The organism is Streptomyces sp. NBC_00310 (assembly GCF_036208085.1).
Classification (GTDB): Bacteria; Actinomycetota; Actinomycetes; order Streptomycetales; family Streptomycetaceae; genus Streptomyces.
The window spans coordinates 10200409-10221716 of sequence record NZ_CP130714.1 but is presented as its reverse complement, the minus strand read 5'-3'; the positions used below and the strand labels follow the sequence as shown (position 1 = coordinate 10221716).

The window sequence follows — 21308 nt, the reverse complement described above, 5'->3', positions numbered from 1 at the left end:
AACTCTTCTTCCACTGAAGCAAGTCAGCTGCTGAGCGGCCGGTCCCGCCCCTGCGGGACCGGCCGTTCGGCCGTGTCCCCCTCCGCGTCGATGTGCGGCAGCACGCGGTCCAGCCAGTGCGGCGTCCACCAGGCGTGGCGGCCCAGGAGGGTCATCACCGCCGGGACGAGGAGCAGGCGTACGACCGTCGCGTCGATGAGGACGCTCACGGCGAGGCCGAGGCCGAGCATCTTGACGACGATGTTGTCGCTGATGATGAACGCGGCGAAGACGCTCACCATGATCAGGGCGGCGCAGGTGATGACGCGCGCGGTGATCTCCAGGGCGTGGGCGACGGCGGCGCGGGCGTCGCCGGTGCGCAGCCAGGCCTCGTGGACGCGGGAGAGCAGGAAGATCTCGTAGTCCATGCTCAGCCCGAAGATGATGGCGAACATCATCATCGGGACATAGCTCTCGATGGGCACCTTGCCGGAGACGCCGAGTGCCGGGCCGCCCCAGCCCCATTGGAAGACGGCGACGACCACGCCGTACGAGGCGGTGATGGACAGGACGTTGAGGGCCGCCGCCTTCAACGCGACCAGCAGGCCCCGGAACACGATCAGGATGATCAGGAAGGCCAGGGCGACGACGACGGCGATGATGAGAGGCAGCCGGCTCGCCACGATGTCGCGGAAGTCCACCTGGGAGGCCGTGGTGCCGGTGACGTACCCCTCGGCCTTGGTTCCGGAGACCGAGGCGGGCAGGGTGTCGTCGACCAGACGGTTCACCAGGTCCGTGGTGTCGGCGTCCTGCGGGGACTCCTTCGAATAGACCGTGCCGACCAGGACGTCCCCGTCCTGGGTGGCGGACAGCGGGGTGACCGCGTGCGCTCCCTCCACGGCGTCGAGGTTCTTCTGCGCGGTGCTCTGCAGGGTCTGACGGTCGGACGACGGGACGGAGGTCTGGTCGATGACGACGGTGAGCGGGCCGTTGGAGCCGGGGCCGAAGGCGTCGGTCATCAGGTCGTAGGCGCGCCGGTCGGTGAAGGAGGTGGGGTCGGCGCCGTCGCCGATGTGGCCGAGTTGGATGGAGAAGACGGGGATCGCGAGGATGGCGATCGTCGTGACGCCCGCGGCCAGGAACCGCCAGGGCCGGTGCTCCACGCGCTGGGCGTAGCGGTGCCAGGTGCCCTGGATCTCGGCCCCCTCCTCGACGCCGGTCTCGGCGACCGGTTCGCGCACGTGGAAGCGGTCGATCCGGCGGCCGATGAGCCCCAGCAGGGCCGGGACCAGGGTCAGGGCGCCGATGACCGCCGAGACGACGGTGACGGCGGCCGCGAGACCGAGTTTCCCGATGAAACTCACGCCGGACGCGTACAGCCCGCACAGGGCGATGATCACCGTACAGCCCGAGACGAGGACGGCGCGGCCGCTGGTCGACGCTGCGTACCCGGCCGCGCGCACCGGGTCGGCGCCGTCCATGAGGTTCTGCCGGTGCCGGGTGATCAGGAACAGGGCGTAGTCGATGCCCACGCCGAGGCCGATCATCGTCGCCAGGGTCGGGGACACGGTGGCGAAGGTGAACGCGGAGGCGAGCAGCCCGAGACAGGCCAGGCCACCGATCGCGCTCAGCAGCGCGGTCACCAGGGGCAGCCCGGCCGCGATCACACTGCCGAAGCCGACGAGGAGGACGACGATCGCCACCGCGAACCCGATGAGTTCGCTCACCCGGTCGTCGGCCGCGGGCCGGGCCAGTTCGCCGAGCGGTCCGCCGTACTCGACCTCGGCGCCCGCCGACCGCAGCGGCTGGACGGAGTCGTCCACGCCGTCCAGATAGCTGTCCTGGAGGGTCGAGGGCTGCACGTCGAAGCGGATGGTGATGTACGCCGTCTTCTGGTCGGACGACAGCGGGCCGACGTTCGGCTGCTGCGACTGCCCCGACGACTGCGACGGCTGTGTGGCGGGTGCGGTGAGTGGATTCTGCACCGAGAGCACGTGCGGCAGCTTCTGCAGGTCGTCGACCGTGTCGGACATCTGCGAGCCGAGCGAGGTGAGCGCCTTGTCCTTGTCGTGCAGGACGATCTGGCTGCTGTAGCCGCCGGCCGCCGGATCGTGCTTCTGCAGCACCTCCAGGCCTTCCTGGGACTGCACGCCCGGGAGGGAGAAGTCATCCGAGTAGTCGCCGCCGTAGGACCGGTTCAGCACCTGAAGGGCCGCGAGGGCGACCAGCCAGGCGACGATGACGACCACGAAGTGCCGGGCGCACCATTCACCGAGTCGCCGCAGTCTGCCCGCCGCGGGCTCGGCGCCGCCTTCCCCGCCGGAACGACCTGAGCGCATCGTCTCTCCCATGGGAGCGATCTCCCGGACCCCATTACACGACGCTCCCGGCGGCCCGGCACGTCAGCGGAGGCCGGTCCCCCGGTTGGCGGCTCCGGCTTGACAGGCGGACGATGGGGAGGTGGGGCGGCCTAGCGGAAGGAGCCGTGATGCTGGAGATCAAGACGGTCGAGAAGCCGGACGAACGGCGAGATTTCCCACGGGGGCACCTTGAGGCCGTGCACCTCACGGGCCTCGACTTCGCCGTGGCCACCTTCGAACCGGGCTGGCGCTGGTCCGAGTCCGTGGCCCCCATCGCGGGCACGGAGAGCTGCCAGGTCCACCACAACGGCTATGTCGTGCGGGGACGCATGCACATCCGCATGGACGACGGTGGTGAGGGCGAGGTCGGGCCGGGCGACGCCTTCGTGTGCCCGCCGGGACACGACGCGTGGGTCGTCGGCGACGAGCAGTGCCTGCTGTACGACTTCGCCGGCCAGATGGCGCAGGACTACGCCAAGGCGAAGGACGACTGAGTCGATTCGGGTGCGAGAGGGAGCGGAGGCGGTGGCGTGCGCGCCCCGCCTCCGTCCGTCTGTCCACCCGTCCGTCCGTCTGTCCACCCGTCCGCCCGTCCGTCCATCTGTCCGCGCGCGGGCGGACGGGCGGGCGTGCGCCCGGATCGGCTCTAGATCCCGTCGGACTCCCGCAGGTTGTCCAGCGTCGCGTTCGTGTCGCTCTTGAGCCACCCCTCGACGTCGTCCACGTCCGGCATGGTCACGTCGTCGTAGGTGGAGCCGTAGGCGCTCCAGCTCATCTCGTACGTCATCCAGCCGTCGCGCACCGCGAGAGTGGCCGCGCGGCTGCCGCTGTTGTCGTCGCCGGAGGTGGTGTCCTCGGTGACGAGGTACGCCTCGTCACCGAGGCCGGTGACCTTCTCGACGTCGTAGTCCTCGTATCTCTGGTCGTACTCGGACCACAGGGCGGTGAACTCGGGGCCGGGGTCGGTCTTCTTGTGAAGGTTCACCTCGACCGAGAAGTACGCGTCGGAGAGGGAGGAGGCCGAGGATTTCTTGAGAGAGATACTGCAGTAGCTCTGGTCGAGGGCCGTGTGCTCCAGGGACTGGTCCACCGGGGAGCTGTCCTCCTCCGGGTACTCGTTCTTGAACGACGAGTAGTCCACCGAGGAGCAGAGGTCGGACTGGGCCCGGTAACCGCGCAGGTCCGCCTCGGCGTCGTCCTTGCCGAGCAGGAAGACACCGCCGGCCCACGCCGCGGAGGCCACCACGGCGCCCACCAGCGCCCACAGCACGGCGCGTCCGCCGGCGCCCGTCGAGGGCGGGGCGCCGAGGGTCGGGTAGCCGCCCGGCGGATAACCGCCCGGAGGCTGGCCGTACGGATGGCCCTGGGCGGGTGCCGGCGCGACCGGGGGGCCGTAGCCGGCCGGTGACTGGGGATTCGGGTAGGGGTAGGCGCTCTGGGCCGCCTGGGCCGGTACCTGCGTCTGGGCCTGCGCCGGGACCGGTATCTCCGCCTGAGTCGGTGTCGGCACCGGGGCCGGTGCCTGCGGCGGGGACTGTGCGGCGGGACCGGCGGGCAGGGCCGCCTGCGGCTGGGCCTGGGGACCGGGCTGTCCCGGGGGCGGCCAGGCCGGGGACGCGGACGGCTGGTCCTGCGGCTGCGGTTGCGCCGGCGCACCCTCGGGGCGTTCGGTCATCGGCTTCTCCTCGTGTCGTGGTGGATGGGGCGCGACGGCTCGTGGTGGACGGGGTGCGGCGGCGGAGCCGGAACTCGCCCCGCCGGGCCGCCGGACGAGGCGGCGGAGTGTCGTGTTCGCACGCGTGGAGGAGAAATACCCGCGACCGGATCCCTTCCATGCGGCCCCACGGGCCCAGGCAGAATCTGAAGATCCAAGCCTCGCAGAACGTCTCCCGCGCGGTCGTCCGTAGAACTACGCACCCCGCCTACGCAACCTGGCGCGTCGGCCGGGGTGGTGGCCGTCCTGGGGCGGGTGTCGGTGTCGGTGCCCGGTGCTTTCGTGACTCCTCCCCCGGCTGAAGCCGGGGGCTTCTCGCTATGCCGGGTTGGCGTTGCGACGGACCAGCCCGGCCCGTAATACGTTGATGGCGCCCACGGTGTCGGCGTGCGCGGCGTGGCCGCAGGCGAGGCAGTGGAACTGTTCCTGGGTGGGCCGGTTCTCCTTGTCGGTGTGCCCGCATTCGGGGCAGGTGCGGGAGGTGTTGCGGGGGTCCACGGCGATCACTTCCCGTCCGGCGCTTTCAGCCTTGGCGTGCAGGATCGTCAGGAACACCCCCCAACCGGCATCGCTGATCGACTTGTTGAGCCCGGCCTTCGCCGCGGCCCCGTTGGGCAGGAACGTGCCCGGACTGTCGGGGTCGGGCCTGGGTGCGGGGGCCTCGCTCATGTTGCGGATCCTGAGGTCTTCGTGCGCGATGACGTCGTGCGCGCGGACCAGGCCGAGGGCGGTCTTGTGTGCGTGGTCGAGCCGCTGACGGCGTACCTTGCCGTGCAGCTCGGCGACTTTCTCCACGGCGCGCCGGTGGTTGCCGGTGCGGTCCTTGGCCTTGCATCGCGGGAAGCGGGACAGGGCCTGCTGTGCTGCTTCGAGTTTCGCGGCGGCCTTACGCCCGTGGCGCGGGTTGGGCACGAAGTCGCCGTTGGAGTCGGCGAGGAAGTTCGCGATGCCCAGGTCGATCCCGGCCACGGACCCACTCGCCGGCAGCGGCTCGGGCCGCTCCTGTTCGGCGGTCACTACGACGAACCACTTACGGCCCTCACGCTTCACCGAGACGGTCTTGACCTTGCCAGGCACCTGCCGGTGCTGGTTGACCTTCACATGCCCGACGCCCTGGAAGCGGACGCGGGTGGCCGGGTCGTGCGGGGCGGAGTTCCACCGGCAGCCGTCCCCGTCCTTCGGGAAGTCCACCGTGTCGAACCAGTTCACCCCCCGGAAGCGTGGATAGCCAGGTGTCTCCCCGGACTTGACCCGGCGGAAGAACGCGGCGAACGCCTTGTCGAGACGGCGCAGGGTGGCCTGCTGCGAGCTGAACGACCAGCGGCCCTGACACTCCGGGTCGAACGCCCGGATCTCCTTGAGCTGCGCCGACTGGCCGCCGTAGTTGACGCTCGTCTTCGAGACGTGCCGGTAGGCGTCACGCCGTTCCTGTAAGGCCCCGTTGTATAGGGAACAGTGATCGCGCAGCATCTCGGCCAGCGCCTGGGCCTGACGGACGGTGGGCCGCAGGAGGAACTTGTACGCACGGATCATCCAGCCCACCCCCTCCAGTCGAGTCCACCCGATGTTACTACACTTGGTGTATGTCACCGCGCTGGGAACCAGATCCCGATATCCGTCGAGGGAATCATGTAGTTTTCAACCTCCATGCACACTTGGTGTTTGTCACCAAGTATCGGCGGGAGGTCTTCAATGACGAGATGCTGACGCGCTGCGAGGAGATCATGCGGGAGGTGTGTGAGAGCTTCGGCGCGGAGCTGCGCGAGTTCAACGGCGAAGACGATCACGTCCATCTGCTCGTGCACTACCCGCCGAAGATCGCCCTGTCCAAGCTCGTCAACAGCCTCAAGGGCGTCAGCTCCCGCTACCTGCGTGCGGAGTACACCGGCCGGATCAACCGGACCGGCACCGGGTCCGTGTTCTGGTCCCCGTCCTACTTCGCGGCATCCTGCGGCGGAGCACCCCTGAGCATCGTCAAGGACTACATCGAAAACCAGAAGCGGCCGACCTGACCGTCAGAACAAAAGAGCGCAAAGAACTCCGGCGCTCCGCGCCTCCGGGCCGAGGATCGCATTCCCGCCCGGCCTAAAGGCCGGGATTCCCTGCGAAGAACAAGGGATGGGAGTCATGACCAGCAGAAGTGTCGTAGTCGAGCGGCGGGTCGCCGCTTCTCAGGGGCGGGTGTGGGAGGCCCTGACGGACCTCGGCGGGATGCATCGGATGCTCAGCGGTGTCACGAGGGTCGAGGTCCTCACGGACGGGGGCTTCGGGGTGGGCACGCGGTGGCGGGAGACCCGGCGGATGTTCGGCAAGGACGCCACCGAGGAGATGTGGGTGACCGTCAGCGAGCCGCCCGAGCGCTATGTGGTGGAGGCCGAGTCGCACGGCTCCCGCTATGTGTCGGAGTGGCTGCTGCGGGCCGACGAACCGGCCTCGACGGCGATCCGGCTGACGTTCTCGGCGCAGTCGACCGGTGCCGTCGCGGGTCTGCTCACCAAGGTCATGGGCGGTATCGGTGCCCGGGCCGTGCGCAAGGCCGTCGCGAAGGACCTCGACGACGTCGCCGGGTGGGTGGAGGGCCGCAGGAGCTGAGCCGCCCCTGCGGCCCTCCGGTCACCGTGCCCGGGTGCGTCAGGAGTTCAGGCCGTAGCCCGAGGTCACGTAGGCGCACTCTGTGTAGATGTAGCCCGACTCCAGCTTGGCGGTGTCGGAGGCGGCGCTGGACGCGCTGTCACCCTTCGGCTTGTGCAGGAAGTACGTGGTGCCGACCGGGAGGCTGATCGTGCGCTGCGGGTAGTTGTCGTTGCCGCTGCACGGCTTGAAGCTGGGGTTCAGCGTGCTGCTCCAGTCGTAGCTGGAACAGCTGCCGCAGCCCTTCAGGGTGAAGGTGCCGGTCACCGGGCCGGTGTACATGACCTGGATCTCGTCGGGGCTGTCGTTCTTGACCGTGACGGAGATGCTGCCGCCGGAGCGTGTGGTGGGCAGCTTCTTGCCCGCCTCCGGGACCTCCTGCGCGATCTCGGCGGCGATCGCTATCTTCTTCGCGCGCGGCGCGTTCTTGTGCTTCTTGTTGGCGTCGACGAAGTCGTTCATCGAGGTCACCGCCTCGGCGAAGTCGCCGTCCCGGTACTGGTCCACGCCGCAGGTGTAGACGCCCGCGGACGCCGAGTCCTCGGCCCGTCCGGCGTCGGCGGCGAGGGCGTCGGCCACGCCGGCCTTGTCCCCCGGCAGCGCCTTGACCTGGGAGCCGAGCGTCTCCAGCTGGTCCACGGCGGTGCACGGGTCGTCGCCGCCCACGGCCTTGACCGCCTTGTCCACGGCCCGCTTGACGTCCGGCTCGACCTTCGCCGCCTGGTCCGAGTCGGGGAACGTGGTGAGGAGGTCGCTGAACTGGTCCTGCCAGCCGGCCGTGCCGCCCGCCAGACCGGCGGAGGCACACTCGTACAGCGAGGTGGCGAGCCGGTCGTCGGGCCAGGTCGCCAGCGAGCCGAGGTCCTTCTTGCTCACGGTCTGCGGGACCGTGCGCAGGTACTCGAGGGGAGCGACCGCGTCACAGTACTCCTGCTCCTCGTAGGGCGCGCCGACCGTCGTGTAGAAGGTCTTCATCCGGTCGGGGACCTTCTCGGCCGCACGGGAGTCGGGGTGGTCGGTGCTGAGGTCGTCGTATGCGGTGAGGGCTTTGCGGTACTCGGACTGGGTCGTGGAGAAGGACTCGCCGGAGGCCTTGTTCACCAGGTCGTCGGCCTTCTCCAGCCGGTCCAGGAGCATCTCCTCGACGGCTTCCTTCCGCGCGGTCTCGTAGAGCAGACCGCTCGCGACCGGTACGCCGAGGAGGAGGACGCCGAGCACGATGGCGAGCGGGGACTGCGCGGGCCACACCAGGCGGTTGCGCAGGCCCAGGAAGGCACTGTGGACGGCGACGAGGAGGAGGAACAGGCCGTAGACGGTGAGGGTGGCGCCCGAGACGCCGTCAGGGTCGGCCGGCAGCACCGTGAAGAGCAGGAGACCGGTGGCCACCCAGCACACCAGCATCAGAAGGGGACGCCGCATCAGGGCATAGCCGAGCCCGAGACCGCTGAGGTTCAGCAGGCCCACCCCGACGGCCCGCCAGCCGTCCGCCGGGCCGGGCGGCGGCCCCGGTGGCATGGGCGGGACGGGCGGCACGACGAAGCTGTGGCTCCAGCCGTCCTGGTCTCTTACACCGTACTGATCCCCGGACATCTCGGATCCCCCCGTCAACTCCACCCGCATGCTTACGAATTGTCAGTGTACGGCCGAAACTCGATGCCGCGACAGGTGATTCTCGGGCGCCGGCAGAGATCGATTTCCATTCGTGACCACCGCCCGGGAGATGGCGCGAAAGCGTCGTCCGCACCGCCCGTCGGTGCGTGAAAGGTACAGGTCCCACAGCCTGTTGACGCACGGGGGTCACCGCCCGGTTCGCTCGACGAGCGGGGTTTTTTCCGCCCCCGGTCCGGGATCCGCACAGGGTCGTACGGGGCGCGGCCGGCGTGGGCGGTGACCGCTCCCAAAGGCGGCCTCCCCGAGGGGGGCCGATCCGACGGCCGGGCTTCCGGCGATCGCCGCGCCGAGCGCCGGTGTCACGGGCAGGGAGGTGTCGGCGCCGCTTTCCGAGCCCAGCCGTGCGGCCACCCTGGCCATGAGCACCACGGCGGCCGACGCCACATCGCCGAGCAGCGGCAGCCGCCGGGCCCGGACCTCCGCCATGCTCCGCCCCGAGTCCGAGTCATCGGATACAGGTCGATTCCCGTTCGGACCGACCAGGTTGGCGGAGCATGGGGATCGCGTCCGGACGGCCGTCCCGGGGTCAGTAGCCCCGGCGGCTGACCCGGCGGAGCAGGACGACTCCGGCGAGCACGGCCACGCCGCCGATCATGGTGGGCCACAACTGCGCCCCGGTCTCGGCGAGGTCGCCCGTAGCCGACTCGGACCCCTGCGATCCGGGCTGGCCGGCGGCCGACGGGATGTTGGCGACGGGCGTCGTCTGCTCGGGGGCCACGGCCGCGTCGCCGCCGTCCCCGGCGTTGTCCGCGCCCTTGTCGCCGCCCTCGCCCCCGGCGGCGTTGCCGCGCTGGGTCGCCTTCAACGAGCCGAGGACCTGGGGCTCCTTGTCGCCGCCCTGGTTCGCCTCGTCGTCACCGCCGCCGGGTGCCTGAGCGGTCTCGGTGGGCTCGGCCGTGTTCTCGTCCTGGTTCTCGTTCTGGCCCTGGTCCTGGCCCTGGTCCTGGTCGCCGCCGGGCTGCTCCTGGTCCTGGCCGTCGTTCTGGTCCTGGTCCTGGCCGTCGTTCTGGTCCTGGCCGTCGTTCTGGTCCTGGTCGTTGCCCGGCTGCTCCTGGCCCTGGCCCTGGTCATCGCCCTGACCGGCGTCGCCGCCGTCGCCCTGGTCGTCACCATCGCCCTGGTCACCGCCGACGTCGGCCGCGTCGCACTCGCGACCGTCGTTGATGCAGTCCACCATCTCCCGCATCAGGTCCTCGTCGAAGACGTTGATGAAGTCGCCGTGGTCGGTGACGGCCTTGTGGAGCTGCTCGGGGAAGGAGTCCACGGCGAACAGCGGGGTCGTACGGCCGCCGTCCTGGAGGCTCGGGGCGTCGACGTCGTAGACGATGCGCTGGACCAGCTGCGGAATGGCCTTGAAGCCGGCGGCACAGCTGCCGTCCGCGGCGGCGAAGGCCACGTGGGTGCGGTGGTTGGCGCTGTCGATGTTGCGGCCGTCCCAGCAGCTCTGGAACTTGAAGGTACGCACGACGTCGCTGCCGGAGGGGCAGAGCGGGTACTTGTCCTTCAGCTGCCGGTCCTCGAAGCCGGTGCAGCTCCAGGACGCGTTGGCGTTGGCCGTGCCGTTGACGAAGGCCTTGGCGTCGCCGGTGATGATGCGCAGCAGCCGCGGCATCTCCGCGACCTCACCGCGCGGGCTGCCCTCGAACGTCATCGTGACGTCCTTGGGCGTCACGATCTCACCGGCGTTGCCCTCGATGCCGCCGCCGGGAGAGTTGGCGTCCTGCTCGGCGGTGCCGTTCTGGAGGCGGATCACCGGCCAGAAGTACGAGGACTTGTCGCCCTGGTTCTCACAGCTGGTGTCGGCGGCGGCGAGGTCCTCGTCGCTGGCGAACGCGCTGTTGCCCTGGTTGCCGACGTAGTCGTGGAAGTGGTGGGCTCCGTTGGAGACACCCGGGGCGACGATGACGTTGTCCGAGTTGAACACGCCATTGGCGTTCACACCGCAGGCCGTGCTGAAGCTGCCGGTCGAGCCCTGCCGGCCGCCCTCGTTCCGCGCGTTCGGCTGGACGGAGGTGATGTCGGCGTAGTCCGCGGCCACCGGCCCGTTGCCCGCCTGACCGCCGTTGCCCTGCTGGTCCTGACCGTCCTGCTGGTCGCCCTGGTCCTGCCCGTCACCACCGTCGTTCTGACCGGCGTCGTTCTGGTCACCGCCGTCCTGCTCGCCACCGTTCTGGCCGGCGTTCTGGTTCTCGGCGGGGCGCAGTTCACAGGCGGCGAGGGAGTCGAGCCCGTCGGGGCGGTCCCCGACGCGGTCGATGGCGATCGCGATCCGCTCGATCGTCGCGCCCCGCTTCTCCTTCAACGGGTTCATGATCGCGTTGTCGGCGAAGCCGCTGTCCTGCTGCTGGGCCTGCACGGAGTTCTGCAGCCGCTGGTAGGCCTCGGCTATCTGCTGGTCCAGGGCGGCGAGTTCCTTGTCGACCTCCGCCCGCGCCCCGTCGGGCACCTCCGTCAGTTCGCCGCCGACGTCCGGGCAGTCGATCGTGCCGGCGGCGGAATTGACCTGCTGGACGGAGTCGTCGGGCGAGCCGTCCTCGGTGGCCGACGCGTAGACGTTGACGACCACGAGCCCGCCTCCGCCCAAGATCAGCGCGATCGCGGCAGAGGTCGCGCGCCGTGCTCCTGATGGGCGTCTGCGCCTGGTGGTGCGTCCCACGGAAAGCTCCTACAACGTCGTGGCCGAGTCCGGGCATGAAGAACCCCAGCCCCATACGGAGCCGGACCCCGGTGCGTTCAAGCACCGCGTGAATTCACAGGAATCTCATGGGAAGAGGCACGTCACAGGTGGTCAAAGCACCCACGGGTGTTCTCCCGGCCGTACGGGCGACGGCACCGACCGTGACAGGGCGTGACCCCCTCTCGCTTCAGGGCGCGGGGCAGTGTAGACATGGGCACATGGTCCGTCTCCTGGGTCGATCTCGCTCTCAGTCGACCCGCCGTCCCCAGGGCCGGCCTACGCAGGGCCGGGACGACCGCGCCCGGCGGGTACCGCACGGATCGAACGGCGGCGCAAGTCCGGAGCCGGAACACGGATGGGGCCCGCTCGCGGGGCTGCGATCGGCGCTGAGCGGCCGCAGTGTCGCCGGGCAGGTGTTCCTGCTGCAGGTCGTGATCGTGCTGGTCCTGGTCGTGTCGGCCGTGGTGGCGCTGGTCCTGCAGGTACGGCACGACAGCACCAAGGAAGCGCACAACCGTTCGCTCGCCGTGGCGGAGACGTTCGCCAACGCGCCGGGCACCCGGGAGGCGCTGAACGCGGACGATCCGACGGCGGTGCTCCAGCCGAGGGCCGAGGCCGCCCGGGTCCAGTCCAAGGTGGACTTCATCGTCGTCATGAACACCGACGGGATCCGCTACACCCATCCGAAGCCGGACCGCATCGGCAAGCAGTTCGTCGGCACGATCGAACCCGCGCTCAAGGGCGAGTCCTTCACCGAGGACATCAACGGGACCCTCGGCCCGCTCGTCCAGGCCGTGGTGCCGATCAAGGATCCCGACGGCACGGTCGTGGGTTTGGTCTCGGCCGGGATCACCACCGAGAACGTGGGCGGCGTCGCGGAACAGCAGTTGCCCCTCGTGCTGGCCGCCGCCGCGGCGGCCCTCGCCCTGGCCACGGCGGGCACGGCGCTCGTCAGCAAGCGGCTCCTGCGCCAGACCCATGGCCTCGGCCCCTCCGAGATGACCCGCATGTACGAGCACCACGACGCGGTGCTGCACGCCGTGCGGGAGGGTGTGATCATCATCGGCGGGGGCGGCCGACTGCTGCTCGCCAACGACGAGGCGCACCGCCTGCTGGACCTGCCCACGGACGCCGAGGGGCAGGACGTCCTCGCCCTGGGCCTCGAACCGCACATGGCCGATCTGCTGGCCTCGGGCCGCGTCGCCAACGACGAGGTGCACCTCGTGGGCGACCGGCTGATCGCGGTCAACCAGCGTGCCACGGATCTGCAGGGCGAGCCCTCCGGCAGCGTCGCCACGCTCCGCGACTCCACCGAGCTGCGCGCCCTGTCCGGCCGCGCGGAGGCCGCCCGGGAGCGCCTGAGGCTGCTCTACGACGCCGGAGTGGGCGTCGGTACCGGCCTGGACGTGACCCGTACCGCCGAGGAGCTGGCGGAGGTGGCCGTCCCCCGGTTCGCGGACTTCGTCACCGTCGATCTCGCTCCGGCCGCGCTCAGCGGCGACGAGCCCGAGTCGGCCACCACGCTGCGCCGCACGGCGTTCAGCGGGATCCGCAAGGACGCGCCGCTGTACAAGGTGGGCGAGAGGATCGACCTGGTCCCCTCCTCGCCCCAGGCCGGCAGCATCGACAGCGGCAGTTCGACCCTCGTGGCCGACCTCAGCCGGGCACCCGGCTGGCGGGCGCAGGACCTGGAACGGTCCGCGCAGGTCGTCGAGTACGGCATCCACTCGCTGATCACCGTGCCGTTGCGCGTGGGCCAGTTGGTGATGGGTGTCGCCAACTTCTGGCGCTCGGAGAAGCCCGAGCCGTTCGACCAGGAGGAGCTGGCCCTCGCCGAGGAACTGGTCGCCCGCGCGGCGGTCTCCATCGACAACGCGCGCCGCTACACCCGCGAGCACACCATGGCCGAGACCCTGCAGCGCAGCCTGCTGCCACGCAACCTTCCCGAGCAGAGCGCCCTGGACGTCGCCTACCGCTATCTGCCCGCGCAGGCCGGGGTGGGCGGGGACTGGTTCGACGTACTGCCCCTGTCCGGCACCCGGGTCGCGGTCGTCGTGGGCGACGTCGTCGGCCACGGACTGCACGCCGCGGCCACGATGGGACGGCTGCGCACCGCGGTCCACAACTTCACCGCGCTGGACCTGCCGCCGGACGAGATCCTCGGCCTGTTGGACGAGATGGTCAGCCGTATCGACCAGGACGAGGCGGTGCTCGACGGCACGGCGCCCATCACCGGGGCGACCTGTCTGTACGCGATCTACGACCCGGTGTCGCGGCGCTGCACCGTCGCCCGCGCGGGCCATCCGCCGCTCGCGGTGGCCCGGCCCGACGGCACGGTCGACTTCCCCGAGGTGCCGGCCGGTCCGCCGCTCGGTCTGGGCGGGCTGCCCTTCGAGACGGCCGAGCTGGACCTCGACGAGGGCAGCCGACTGGTGTTGTACACCGACGGGCTCGTCGAGGACCGGGAGCGGGACATCGACGACGGCCTCGAACTGCTGCGCACCGCGCTGGCCGGGGCCGACGCCTCACCGCAGGGCACCTGTGAGGCCGTGCTCGACGCGCTGCCGCCGAGCCGGGCGAGCGACGACATCGCGCTGATCGTCGCCCGCACCCGCGCGCTGGACACCGGGCGCGTCGTCGAGTGGGAGGTCCCCGGCGACCCGGCGGCCGTCGCCCGGGCACGCTCCGACGCCACCCGGCAGCTGGCCGAATGGGGTCTGGAGGAGCTGGAGTTCACCACCGAGCTGATCCTCAGCGAGCTGGTCACCAACGCCATCCGCTACGGTGGCGGTCCCATCCGGGTCCGTCTCATCCACGACCGCCAGTTGATCTGCGAGGTCACCGACGGCAGTCACACCTCGCCCCATCTGCGGTACGCCGCCACGACCGACGAGGGCGGCCGAGGCCTCTACCTCATCGCCCAGCTCACCCAGCGCTGGGGCACCCGCTACTCCCCCACCGGCAAGACCATCTGGACCGAACAGGCACTGCCCTGAAGGTCGTCGGACAGCCCTGTCCCGAAGGACAGGGCTCCCACCGCGCAAGGAGAGACCGGAGCATGCGTATAGGACTGCTCGGAACAGGGCCGTGGGCCGAGATGGCCTACGCCCCCGCGCTGAGCGCGCACCAGGAGCTGGACTTCGCGGGGGTGTGGGGCAGGCGCCCGGAGGCGGCCAAGGAACTGGCCGACCGGCACGGCGGTCTGCCCGTCTACGAGGACGTCGACGCCCTCTTCGCCGACGTGGACGCGGTCGCCGTGGCCCTGCCGCCCTCCGTCCAGGCACCGCTCGCGGTGCGTGCCGCCCGGGCCGGCTGCCATCTGCTGCTCGACAAGCCTCTGTCGACGGACGTCCAGCAGGGGCGGGCCGTCGTCGAGGCGGTCGAGGAGGCCCAGGTCGCCTCCGTCGTCTTCTTCACCGCCCGTTTCCAGACCGCGATCGACACGTGGATCACCGAACAGGCCGCCGGTGGAGGCTGGTTCACCGGCCGTGCGGAGTGGTTCGGGTCGCTGTTCGACGACGAGAGCGACAGCCCCTTCGCGGCCTCGCCGTGGCGACGGGAGAAGGGGGCCCTGTGGGATGTGGGCCCGCACGCCCTGTCCGTGCTGCTGCCGGTCCTCGGGGACGTCGAGAAGGTGGCCGCCGCCGTGCGCGGGCCGAGGGACACGGTCCATCTGGTCCTCCTGCACACCGGCGGGGCGTTCAGCACGGTCACCCTCAGCCTCACCGCCCCGTCCGCGGCCTCCGGCGCCACGGTCGAGCTGCGCGGCCGGACCGGGACGACCGTACTGCCCACGTCCGACGAAGGTGCCGTACCGGCTCTCGTACGGGCGGGGGACGCGCTGCTGGCGGCTGCCCGTAGTGGCCGCCCGCATCCGTGCGACGCCGCGTTCGCGCTGCGGGTGACGGAGCTACTGGCCACCGCGGAAGGGCAGTTGACCGGCTGATACGCCCGACTCCCGGGCCTGCGTTCAAGTTTGAGTTCCACCGATACCGGACATCGTTCGGTGGCGGGCACGCCTTCGCCTCGCGCGTTTCGGTGAGGAGGTGCCCGTGAGCGCGACGGACGGGAACGCCGCCGAGCCCCTGCGGCGCAGGGTGGCGGCCGGGCAGAAGGACCAGGACGCGCGGACGGTCATGCGGCTGCGCCTGGGGGTCGGGGCGATCGGTGTCCTGCTGCCCCTGGCGCTGCCGGCGGGCAACTGGATCGCGGCGCGGCTCGACGGCCGGACCGGGGAGGACGCCTGGCCCGGTTCCATGAGCGGCGCGTACTACACCGCCACCCGCGACATCTTCGTCGGCGCGCTGTGCGCCCTCGGGATCTTCCTGATCGTCTATCGCTTCAACAGGTTCAACGACGTCCTGGGCACGATCGCCGGAGCCTGCGCCCTCGGCGTCGCCCTCTTCCCCACCGCGCCGGGCTCCGGAGGCGACGCGGGTCAGCAGACGGCCTCCGTGTTCCACCAGGTCTTCGCCGTCGCCCTGTTGACCGCGATGGCGGCCTTCTGCCTGTTCATGTACGGGGCTCCGGGCATCAAGGAACGGTCCTATGTGCGGCGCCCCTACCTCGTGGCCGGTGTGCTGATCCTCGTCTTCATGGCACTCGCCGTCACCGCGGCGGCCACCAAGGTGGGCGACGACTGGCTGGTCACGCCCCTGTACCTGTGCGAGTGGCTCTCCGTCTGGTCCTTCGGCTTCGCCTGGACGGGCGCCGCCCTGTCCCTCGCCGCGGACATCGACCGGCTGCCCAGGACCCGCGCGCTCGTCGGCGCCGTACTCGGCCGGCCGCGCTCCCTCGGTGGCCTCCTCGGCCGGGGGAAGGCACGCTCGCGCGAGGCGGTGTGACCACACCCGGCCGGTCCCGGTCGACGGCGGGGCTCAGGGGCGGGCGCCGGTGAGGAAGCGGTCCAGGGTGGCGGTCAGCTCCGCCGGCTTCTCCACCGGGAGTTCGTGGCCGGCGTCCAGGATGCGCACTTCGGCGTCCTGGTAGGCCTTGGCCATGCGGAGCATCTGGGAGACGGGGAGCTGGATGTCGTGATAGCCGTGCACGAGGAGCGTGGGCGTGCCGATCTCGCCGAGGCGGTCGAGGACGTCGAAGGCGCGCATGGCGCCGTACAGGGTCATGACGACCTCGCGCGGGGTGGCCGAGGAGGCGCGGATGTACTCGCGGATCTCCTCGCGGGGGTAGCCGGGGGCGAAGGCCCGCTGGATGTTGGCGGCGACGAACAGCTTGAAGGGGACGCGGGCGGAGGCCGCCATGAGCAGGCCACGGCCCCGGCTGTAGGTCATGCGGCCGATGGAGTTGACCAGCACCAGGCGCTCCACCCGCTCGGGGTGGGCGAGGGTGATGGTCTGGGAGATCATGCCGCCCATGGAGTGGCCGACGAGGACGAACCGCTCGATCTCCAGGTGATCGAGGAGGGCGAGCACGTCTGTCGCCAGTTCCTCGATCGTGCGCACCCCGGCGCCGCTGCTCTCGCCGTGGCCGCGCAGGTCGAGCCGGATCACTCGGCGCTTCTCGGCGAAGTGCGCCACCTGGTGGTCCCAGCGGTGCCGGTTCGCGGTCCAGCCGTGGACGAACACCAGGGGCACGCCGTCGCCTTCGCGGGGGCCCTCGTCGTCGTACGTCAGCGCGGCGCCGTCGACTTCGAGCTTCGGCATGGGGCCTCCTGCGGTGCGGTTGCGATGCGGCTGCGATGCGGTGCGGTTACTGATCGGTACGGTATCCGGCGGGTCGGCCTCGCGTCACCGTCGTTCACCCAGGAATATGAGAAGCCGTGCCGGTGGTCGACCTGTTAACTTCCCCCGGTGTTCTCCCTGCGACAACCCCCGTTCTTCACCCGGCTGCACGACGCGCGCCGCGTGCTCATAGCCGGTGCCGGTGGCGGGTTCGACGTCTACGCCGGCCTCCCTCTGGCCCTCGCCCTGCGGTCGGCGGGCAAGGAGGTCCATCTCGCGAACCTCTCCTTCGCCGATCTGTACGGCCTGAGCCTGGACGTGTGGCTCGAACAGGACGTCGCGGCCATCGGCCCGGACACCACGTTCCGGGGCGACTACTTCCCCGAGCAGTCCCTCGCCCGGTGGCTTGACCTGCACCGGCTGCCCAGCACGGTGTACGCGCTCTCCCGTACGGGCGTGGCGCCCCTGCGGGCCGCCTATCGCGCGCTCATCGACCATCTGGGCGGGGTGGACGCCGTCGTCCTGGTGGACGGCGGCACCGACATCCTGATGCGCGGAGACGAGCACGGGCTCGGCACGCCGGAGGAGGACATGGCGAGTCTGGGTGCCGTCGCCGGTCTCGACGAGGTCCCGCACCGGCTGGTGGCCTGCCTCGGCTTCGGCGTGGACTCCTACCACGGGGTCAACCACTCGCTGGTCCTGGAGAACCTGGCCGCGCTGGACCGCGACGGCGCCTATCTCGGCGCGTTCTCGCTGCCGCGCGACAGCCGCGAGGGCGCCCTCTACCTGGACGCGGTGGCCCACGCCCAGCGGTCCACGCCGCGCCACCCGAGCATCGTCAACGGCTCGATCGCGGCGGCCGTGCGGGGCGAGTTCGGCGACGTCCGGTTCACCGACCGGACCCGGAACAGCGAGCTGTTCATCAACCCGCTGATGGCGATGTACTTCTGCGTCGACGCGGTCGGCCTCGCCGGCCGCAACCTCTACCTCGACCAGCTGGAGAAGACCGAACTCACCCGGCAGATCAGCTCGCTCATCGCCGAGTTCCGGGACGAGCTGCCCCGGCAGCGCCGGCCGCGCGTCTTCCCGCATTGACCGTGCGGAACAGGTGACAGACTGACGCCATGGAAGAACGCGCATTCGGTAGGTCGGGTCAGCACGCGTCGGTGGTCGGTCTCGGCACATGGCAGCTGGGCGCCGACTGGGGAGACGTCGACGACAAGGAAGCCCTGGGGGTGCTGGAGGCGGCGGCCGAGTCGGGGGTGACCTTCTTCGACACGGCCGACGTCTACGGTGACGGGCGCAGCGAGCAGACCATCGCCACGTTCCTGCGGAGCAGGCCCGACCTCCATGTGTTCGTCGCGACGAAGATGGGCCGTCGCGTGGACCAGATCCCCGAGAACTACGTCCTCGACAACTTCCGGGCCTGGAACGACCGGTCCCGCCGCAACCTCGGCGTGGACCGCCTCGACCTGGTCCAGCTGCACTGCCCGCCCACGCCGGTCTACTCCTCGGACGAGGTGTTCGACGCCCTGGACACCCTGGTGGAGGAGGAGCGCGTCGCCGCGTACGGCGTCAGCGTGGAGACCTGTGCCGAGGCGCTGACGGCGATCGCCCGGCCGAACGTGGCGAGCGTGCAGATCATCCTCAACCCGTTCCGGATGAAGCCGCTCCTCGACGTCCTTCCGGCGGCCGAGAAGGCGGGGGTCGCGATCATCGCGCGTGTTCCGCTGGCCTCGGGGCTGCTGTCCGGCAAGTACACGAAGGACACGGTCTTCGCGGAGAACGACCACCGCACGTACAACCGGCACGGCGAGTCCTTCGACCAGGGCGAGACCTTCTCCGGCGTGGACTACGGCACGGGTGTCGAGGCCGCCGTCGAGTTCGCCGCGCTCGCCCCCGAGGGCTTCACCCCGGCCCAGCTGGCCCTGCGCTGGATCATCCAGCTGCCGGGCGTCACGACGGTCATCCCGGGCGCCCGCACCCCCGAGCAGGCCCGCGCCAACGCGTCCGCCGCCGCGCTGCCTCCGCTGTCCGGCGAGACGCTCACGGCGATCCGGGAGCTGTACGACCGGCGTATCAAGGAGCAGGTGGAAGGCCGCTGGTAGGGCGGTGGGGGTGAGGCCGACGGTGCCGCCACGCCGGACACGGCCCGGATGCAGCCGGGATACGGCCCGGTGGTCCGGCCGCGCAGGTGAGGCCGCGCAGGTGAGGCCGCGCAGGTGAGGCCGCGCAGGTGAGGCCGCGCAGCGGGGCCGCGCCTGCGCGTCCCCGACGGCACCGCGCGCCGCGTGAGGTCGGCAGACAAGGCGACGAAGCGGCGGGCGTTCGGATCGGCGAGGCCGCGTCGGGGCCGCGCTGCCCGGCCCGGCGGTCCCGTCGCCCGGACGTGTCCCTGCCACGCCCTCGCGCCGACCTGGCTCTCAGGCGCCGTCGCGCGGGAAGGAGCCCGGTGGGCCGCTTCCCGCGCGTGGTGTGGACGGTACGGCGGGCGCTTAGATGCGGCCGCCCGTGAGCCGGGTGAGCGGGCCCTGGACCTGGCGTCCGGACCGGCGGCCGACCGCGTAGGACGCGGCGGTCAGGGCGGTCAGGCCCGCGCCCACGCCGGCGGCGACGAGCTTGCGGTGGGCGATGACGGTCATGGCCGTCTTGGCGGTGGCGGCCACCTGGCCGGAGGCCTGCACCACCGCCTGGCGGCTCGCCTCGACGCCCTTGACCGCACTGTGCACGGCACTGCTCGTGCTGTCGGCGGCGCGCTTGGTCACGTCGGCCGCGCGTCCGGCACCGGCCTTGGTGGACGACGCGGCGTCGTCCACCTTGATCGCGGCCGTCTTCGCGGACTCGGTGGCCGGGGCCGTGGCCTTGCTGGTGGTGCGGCGGGCCTTGGCCGCCGCCGTCTCGGCGGACGCGGAGTTCTCGTTCGGGTCCTTGTTCGGTCGATTCATGGAAACCGCGTTGCCGTTCACCGCCAGGGCAAACACATCACGTCGACCCGGTCTTCCCGGACGGGCCGCGCGCACCTCCCCGGCGTCCACCCATTCCCCCGCATGGCATAAGATCGCCTTATGAGGTCATAGACCCGACCCGCGTACCTGGTAAGGGTTACCTTAGTTTAGGGTTGCCGACGAGTCGCTTTTCTCCGCTCGAAGGGAACCTGAACATGCCCCGCCCTCTGCGGGTAGCCATTGTCGGAGCCGGACCCGCCGGGATCTACGCCGCCGACGCGCTGCTGAAGTCCGACGTGGCCACCGAGCCCGGTGTGTCCATCGACCTCTACGAGCGGATGCCCGCCCCGTTCGGACTGATCCGTTACGGCGTGGCCCCCGACCACCCCCGCATCAAGGGCATCATCACGGCCCTGCACCAGGTGCTCGACAAGCCGCAGATCCGGCTGTTCGGCAACGTCGACTACCCGACGGACATCAACCTGGACGACCTGCGCGCGTTCTACGACGCCGTGATCTTCTCCACGGGCGCCACGGCCGACCGCGCGCTCGACATCCCCGGCATCGACCTCGACGGCTCGTACGGCGCGGCCGACTTCGTCTCCTGGTACGACGGCCACCCGGACGTCCCGCGCACCTGGCCCCTGGAGGCCGAGAAGGTCGCCGTCCTCGGTGTCGGCAACGTCGCCCTCGACGTGGCCCGTGTCCTCGCCAAGACGGCCGACGAACTGCTGCCGACCGAGATCCCCGCGAACGTCTACGAGGGCCTGAAGGCCAACAAGGCGCTGGAGGTCCACGTCTTCGGCCGCCGCGGCCCGGCGCAGGCGAAGTTCTCCCCGATGGAGCTGCGGGAGCTGGACCACTCCCCCAACATCGAGGTCATCGTCGACCCCGAGGACATCGACTACGACGAGGGCTCCATCGCGACCCGGCGCGGCAACAAGCAGGCCGACATGGTCGCCAAGACCCTGGAGAACTGGGCGATCCGCGACACCGGCGACCGCCCGCACAAGCTGTTCCTGCACTTCTTCGAGTCGCCCACCGAGATCCTCGGCGAGGACGGCAAGGTCGTCGGCCTGCGCACCGAGCGCACCGCCCTCGACGGCACCGGCAACGTCAAGGGCACCGGCGAGTTCAAGGACTGGGACGTCACCGGCGTCTACCGCGCGGTCGGCTACCTCTCGGACAAGCTGCCCAAGCTGCCCTGGGACGTCGAGACGGGCACCGTCCCGGACAAGGGCGGCCGGGTCATCGAGGAGACCGGCGCGCACCTGCAGTCGACGTACGTCACCGGCTGGATCCGGCGCGGTCCGGTCGGCCTCATCGGGCACACCAAGGGCGACGCCAACGAGACCGTCTCCAACCTCCTGGACGACTTCGCGAACGGCCGGCTGCACGAGCCGTCCGCGCCCGCCCCGGAGGACGTCGACGCCTTCCTCGCGGAGCGGAACGTCCGCTTCACGACGTGGGAGGGCTGGTACCAGCTCGACGCCGCCGAGAAGGCGCTGGGTGAGCCGCAGGGCCGCGCACGCGTGAAGATCGTCGAGCGTGAGGACATGCTGCGGGCCAGCGGCGCGTAGCGCTCGCGAAGAGCGTGGGGGGCTGTGCGACCGTGGTCCGGCTACGGGTGGTTCGTGGCTGGTCGCGCAGTTC

At 70.7% G+C, this 21308-nt stretch carries 17 protein-coding genes; 9 read left to right on the top strand and 8 right to left on the bottom strand.

The genetic code is table 11. The features are described 5' to 3' along the window. Nucleotides 1-23 precede the first annotated feature (23 nt). Nucleotides 24-2318, bottom strand: coding sequence for an MMPL family transporter (locus OG202_RS44570; protein ID WP_326585489.1), 2295 nt, complete (start codon nt 2316-2318; stop codon nt 24-26). Nucleotides 2319-2467: 149 nt separating this feature from the next. Between OG202_RS44570 and OG202_RS44565 the strand changes: the two genes are divergently transcribed. Then, nucleotides 2468-2833 (top strand): cupin domain-containing protein, encoded by a 366-nt coding sequence (locus tag OG202_RS44565; protein WP_326573946.1) that lies wholly within the window; start codon nt 2468-2470, stop codon nt 2831-2833. Nucleotides 2834-2985: 152 nt separating this feature from the next. Here OG202_RS44565 and OG202_RS44560 read toward each other — a convergent pair whose 3' ends face one another. Both OG202_RS44560 and OG202_RS44555 read right to left on the bottom strand, forming a co-directional pair. After that, nucleotides 2986-4014, bottom strand: coding sequence for a hypothetical protein (locus OG202_RS44560; protein WP_328224576.1), 1029 nt, complete (start codon nt 4012-4014; stop codon nt 2986-2988). A 357-nt stretch (nt 4015-4371) separates the two neighbouring features. Beyond that, entirely contained in the window at nt 4372-5586 is a 1215-nt protein-coding gene (locus tag OG202_RS44555; RefSeq protein ID WP_328224575.1) for an RNA-guided endonuclease InsQ/TnpB family protein, read from the bottom strand. A gap of 50 nt (nt 5587-5636) precedes the next feature. On the opposite strand from OG202_RS44555, the gene tnpA reads away from it, so the two are divergent. Next, nucleotides 5637-6065, top strand: coding sequence for an IS200/IS605 family transposase (gene tnpA / locus OG202_RS44550; RefSeq protein ID WP_328224574.1), 429 nt, complete (start codon nt 5637-5639; stop codon nt 6063-6065). A 115-nt stretch (nt 6066-6180) separates the two neighbouring features. Beyond that, a complete protein-coding gene (locus OG202_RS44545; protein WP_328224573.1) occupies nt 6181-6645 on the top strand; it encodes an SRPBCC family protein in 465 nt (154 codons plus the stop codon). A 39-nt stretch (nt 6646-6684) separates the two neighbouring features. Here the strand turns inward: OG202_RS44545 and OG202_RS44540 are convergent, their stop codons facing one another. The 3 genes from OG202_RS44540 to OG202_RS44530 all read right to left on the bottom strand — a co-directional run bounded on the left by OG202_RS44540 (nt 6685) and on the right by OG202_RS44530 (nt 10921). Continuing rightward, entirely contained in the window at nt 6685-8274 is a 1590-nt protein-coding gene (locus OG202_RS44540; RefSeq protein WP_327726401.1) for a hypothetical protein, read from the bottom strand. Nucleotides 8275-8481: 207 nt separating this feature from the next. Further along, nucleotides 8482-8781, bottom strand: a complete 300-nt coding sequence (locus OG202_RS44535; RefSeq protein WP_328224572.1) for a hypothetical protein — start codon at nt 8779-8781, stop codon at nt 8482-8484. Between the two features lie 100 nt (nt 8782-8881). Further along, the gene (locus tag OG202_RS44530) at nt 8882-10921 is read right to left on the bottom strand and encodes a DUF1996 domain-containing protein (protein ID WP_328224794.1); all 2040 of its coding nucleotides are present in this window, start codon (nt 10919-10921) and stop codon (nt 8882-8884) included. Nucleotides 10922-11250: 329 nt separating this feature from the next. Between OG202_RS44530 and OG202_RS44525 the strand changes: the two genes are divergently transcribed. From OG202_RS44525 to OG202_RS44515, 3 genes are all read left to right on the top strand, one after another. Beyond that, nucleotides 11251-14028, top strand: coding sequence for a SpoIIE family protein phosphatase (locus tag OG202_RS44525; protein WP_326573954.1), 2778 nt, complete (start codon nt 11251-11253; stop codon nt 14026-14028). 62 nt (nt 14029-14090) lie between these two features. Then, nucleotides 14091-14978, top strand: coding sequence for a Gfo/Idh/MocA family protein (locus OG202_RS44520; RefSeq protein WP_326573955.1), 888 nt, complete (start codon nt 14091-14093; stop codon nt 14976-14978). A gap of 106 nt (nt 14979-15084) precedes the next feature. Beyond that, a complete protein-coding gene (locus tag OG202_RS44515; RefSeq protein WP_327726403.1) occupies nt 15085-15876 on the top strand; it encodes a hypothetical protein in 792 nt (263 codons plus the stop codon). A 33-nt stretch (nt 15877-15909) separates the two neighbouring features. On the opposite strand, the gene OG202_RS44510 is transcribed toward OG202_RS44515, so the two are convergent. Beyond that, on the bottom strand, nt 15910-16692 hold the full coding sequence (locus tag OG202_RS44510; RefSeq protein WP_328224571.1) for an alpha/beta fold hydrolase: 783 nt from the start codon (nt 16690-16692) through the stop codon (nt 15910-15912). A 147-nt stretch (nt 16693-16839) separates the two neighbouring features. Between OG202_RS44510 and OG202_RS44505 the strand changes: the two genes are divergently transcribed. Continuing rightward, on the top strand, nt 16840-17805 hold the full coding sequence (locus OG202_RS44505; RefSeq protein WP_327726404.1) for a DUF1152 domain-containing protein: 966 nt from the start codon (nt 16840-16842) through the stop codon (nt 17803-17805). Nucleotides 17806-17834: 29 nt separating this feature from the next. Further along, the gene (locus OG202_RS44500; RefSeq protein WP_328224570.1) at nt 17835-18818 is read left to right on the top strand and encodes an aldo/keto reductase; all 984 of its coding nucleotides are present in this window, start codon (nt 17835-17837) and stop codon (nt 18816-18818) included. 387 nt (nt 18819-19205) lie between these two features. Here the strand turns inward: OG202_RS44500 and OG202_RS44495 are convergent, their stop codons facing one another. Then, nucleotides 19206-19691 (bottom strand): hypothetical protein, encoded by a 486-nt coding sequence (locus OG202_RS44495; RefSeq protein WP_326573965.1) that lies wholly within the window; start codon nt 19689-19691, stop codon nt 19206-19208. 179 nt (nt 19692-19870) lie between these two features. Here OG202_RS44495 and OG202_RS44490 point away from each other — a divergent pair, with 179 nt between their 5' ends. Further along, nucleotides 19871-21235, top strand: a complete 1365-nt coding sequence (locus tag OG202_RS44490; protein ID WP_326573967.1) for an FAD-dependent oxidoreductase — start codon at nt 19871-19873, stop codon at nt 21233-21235. Nucleotides 21236-21308 lie beyond the last annotated feature (73 nt).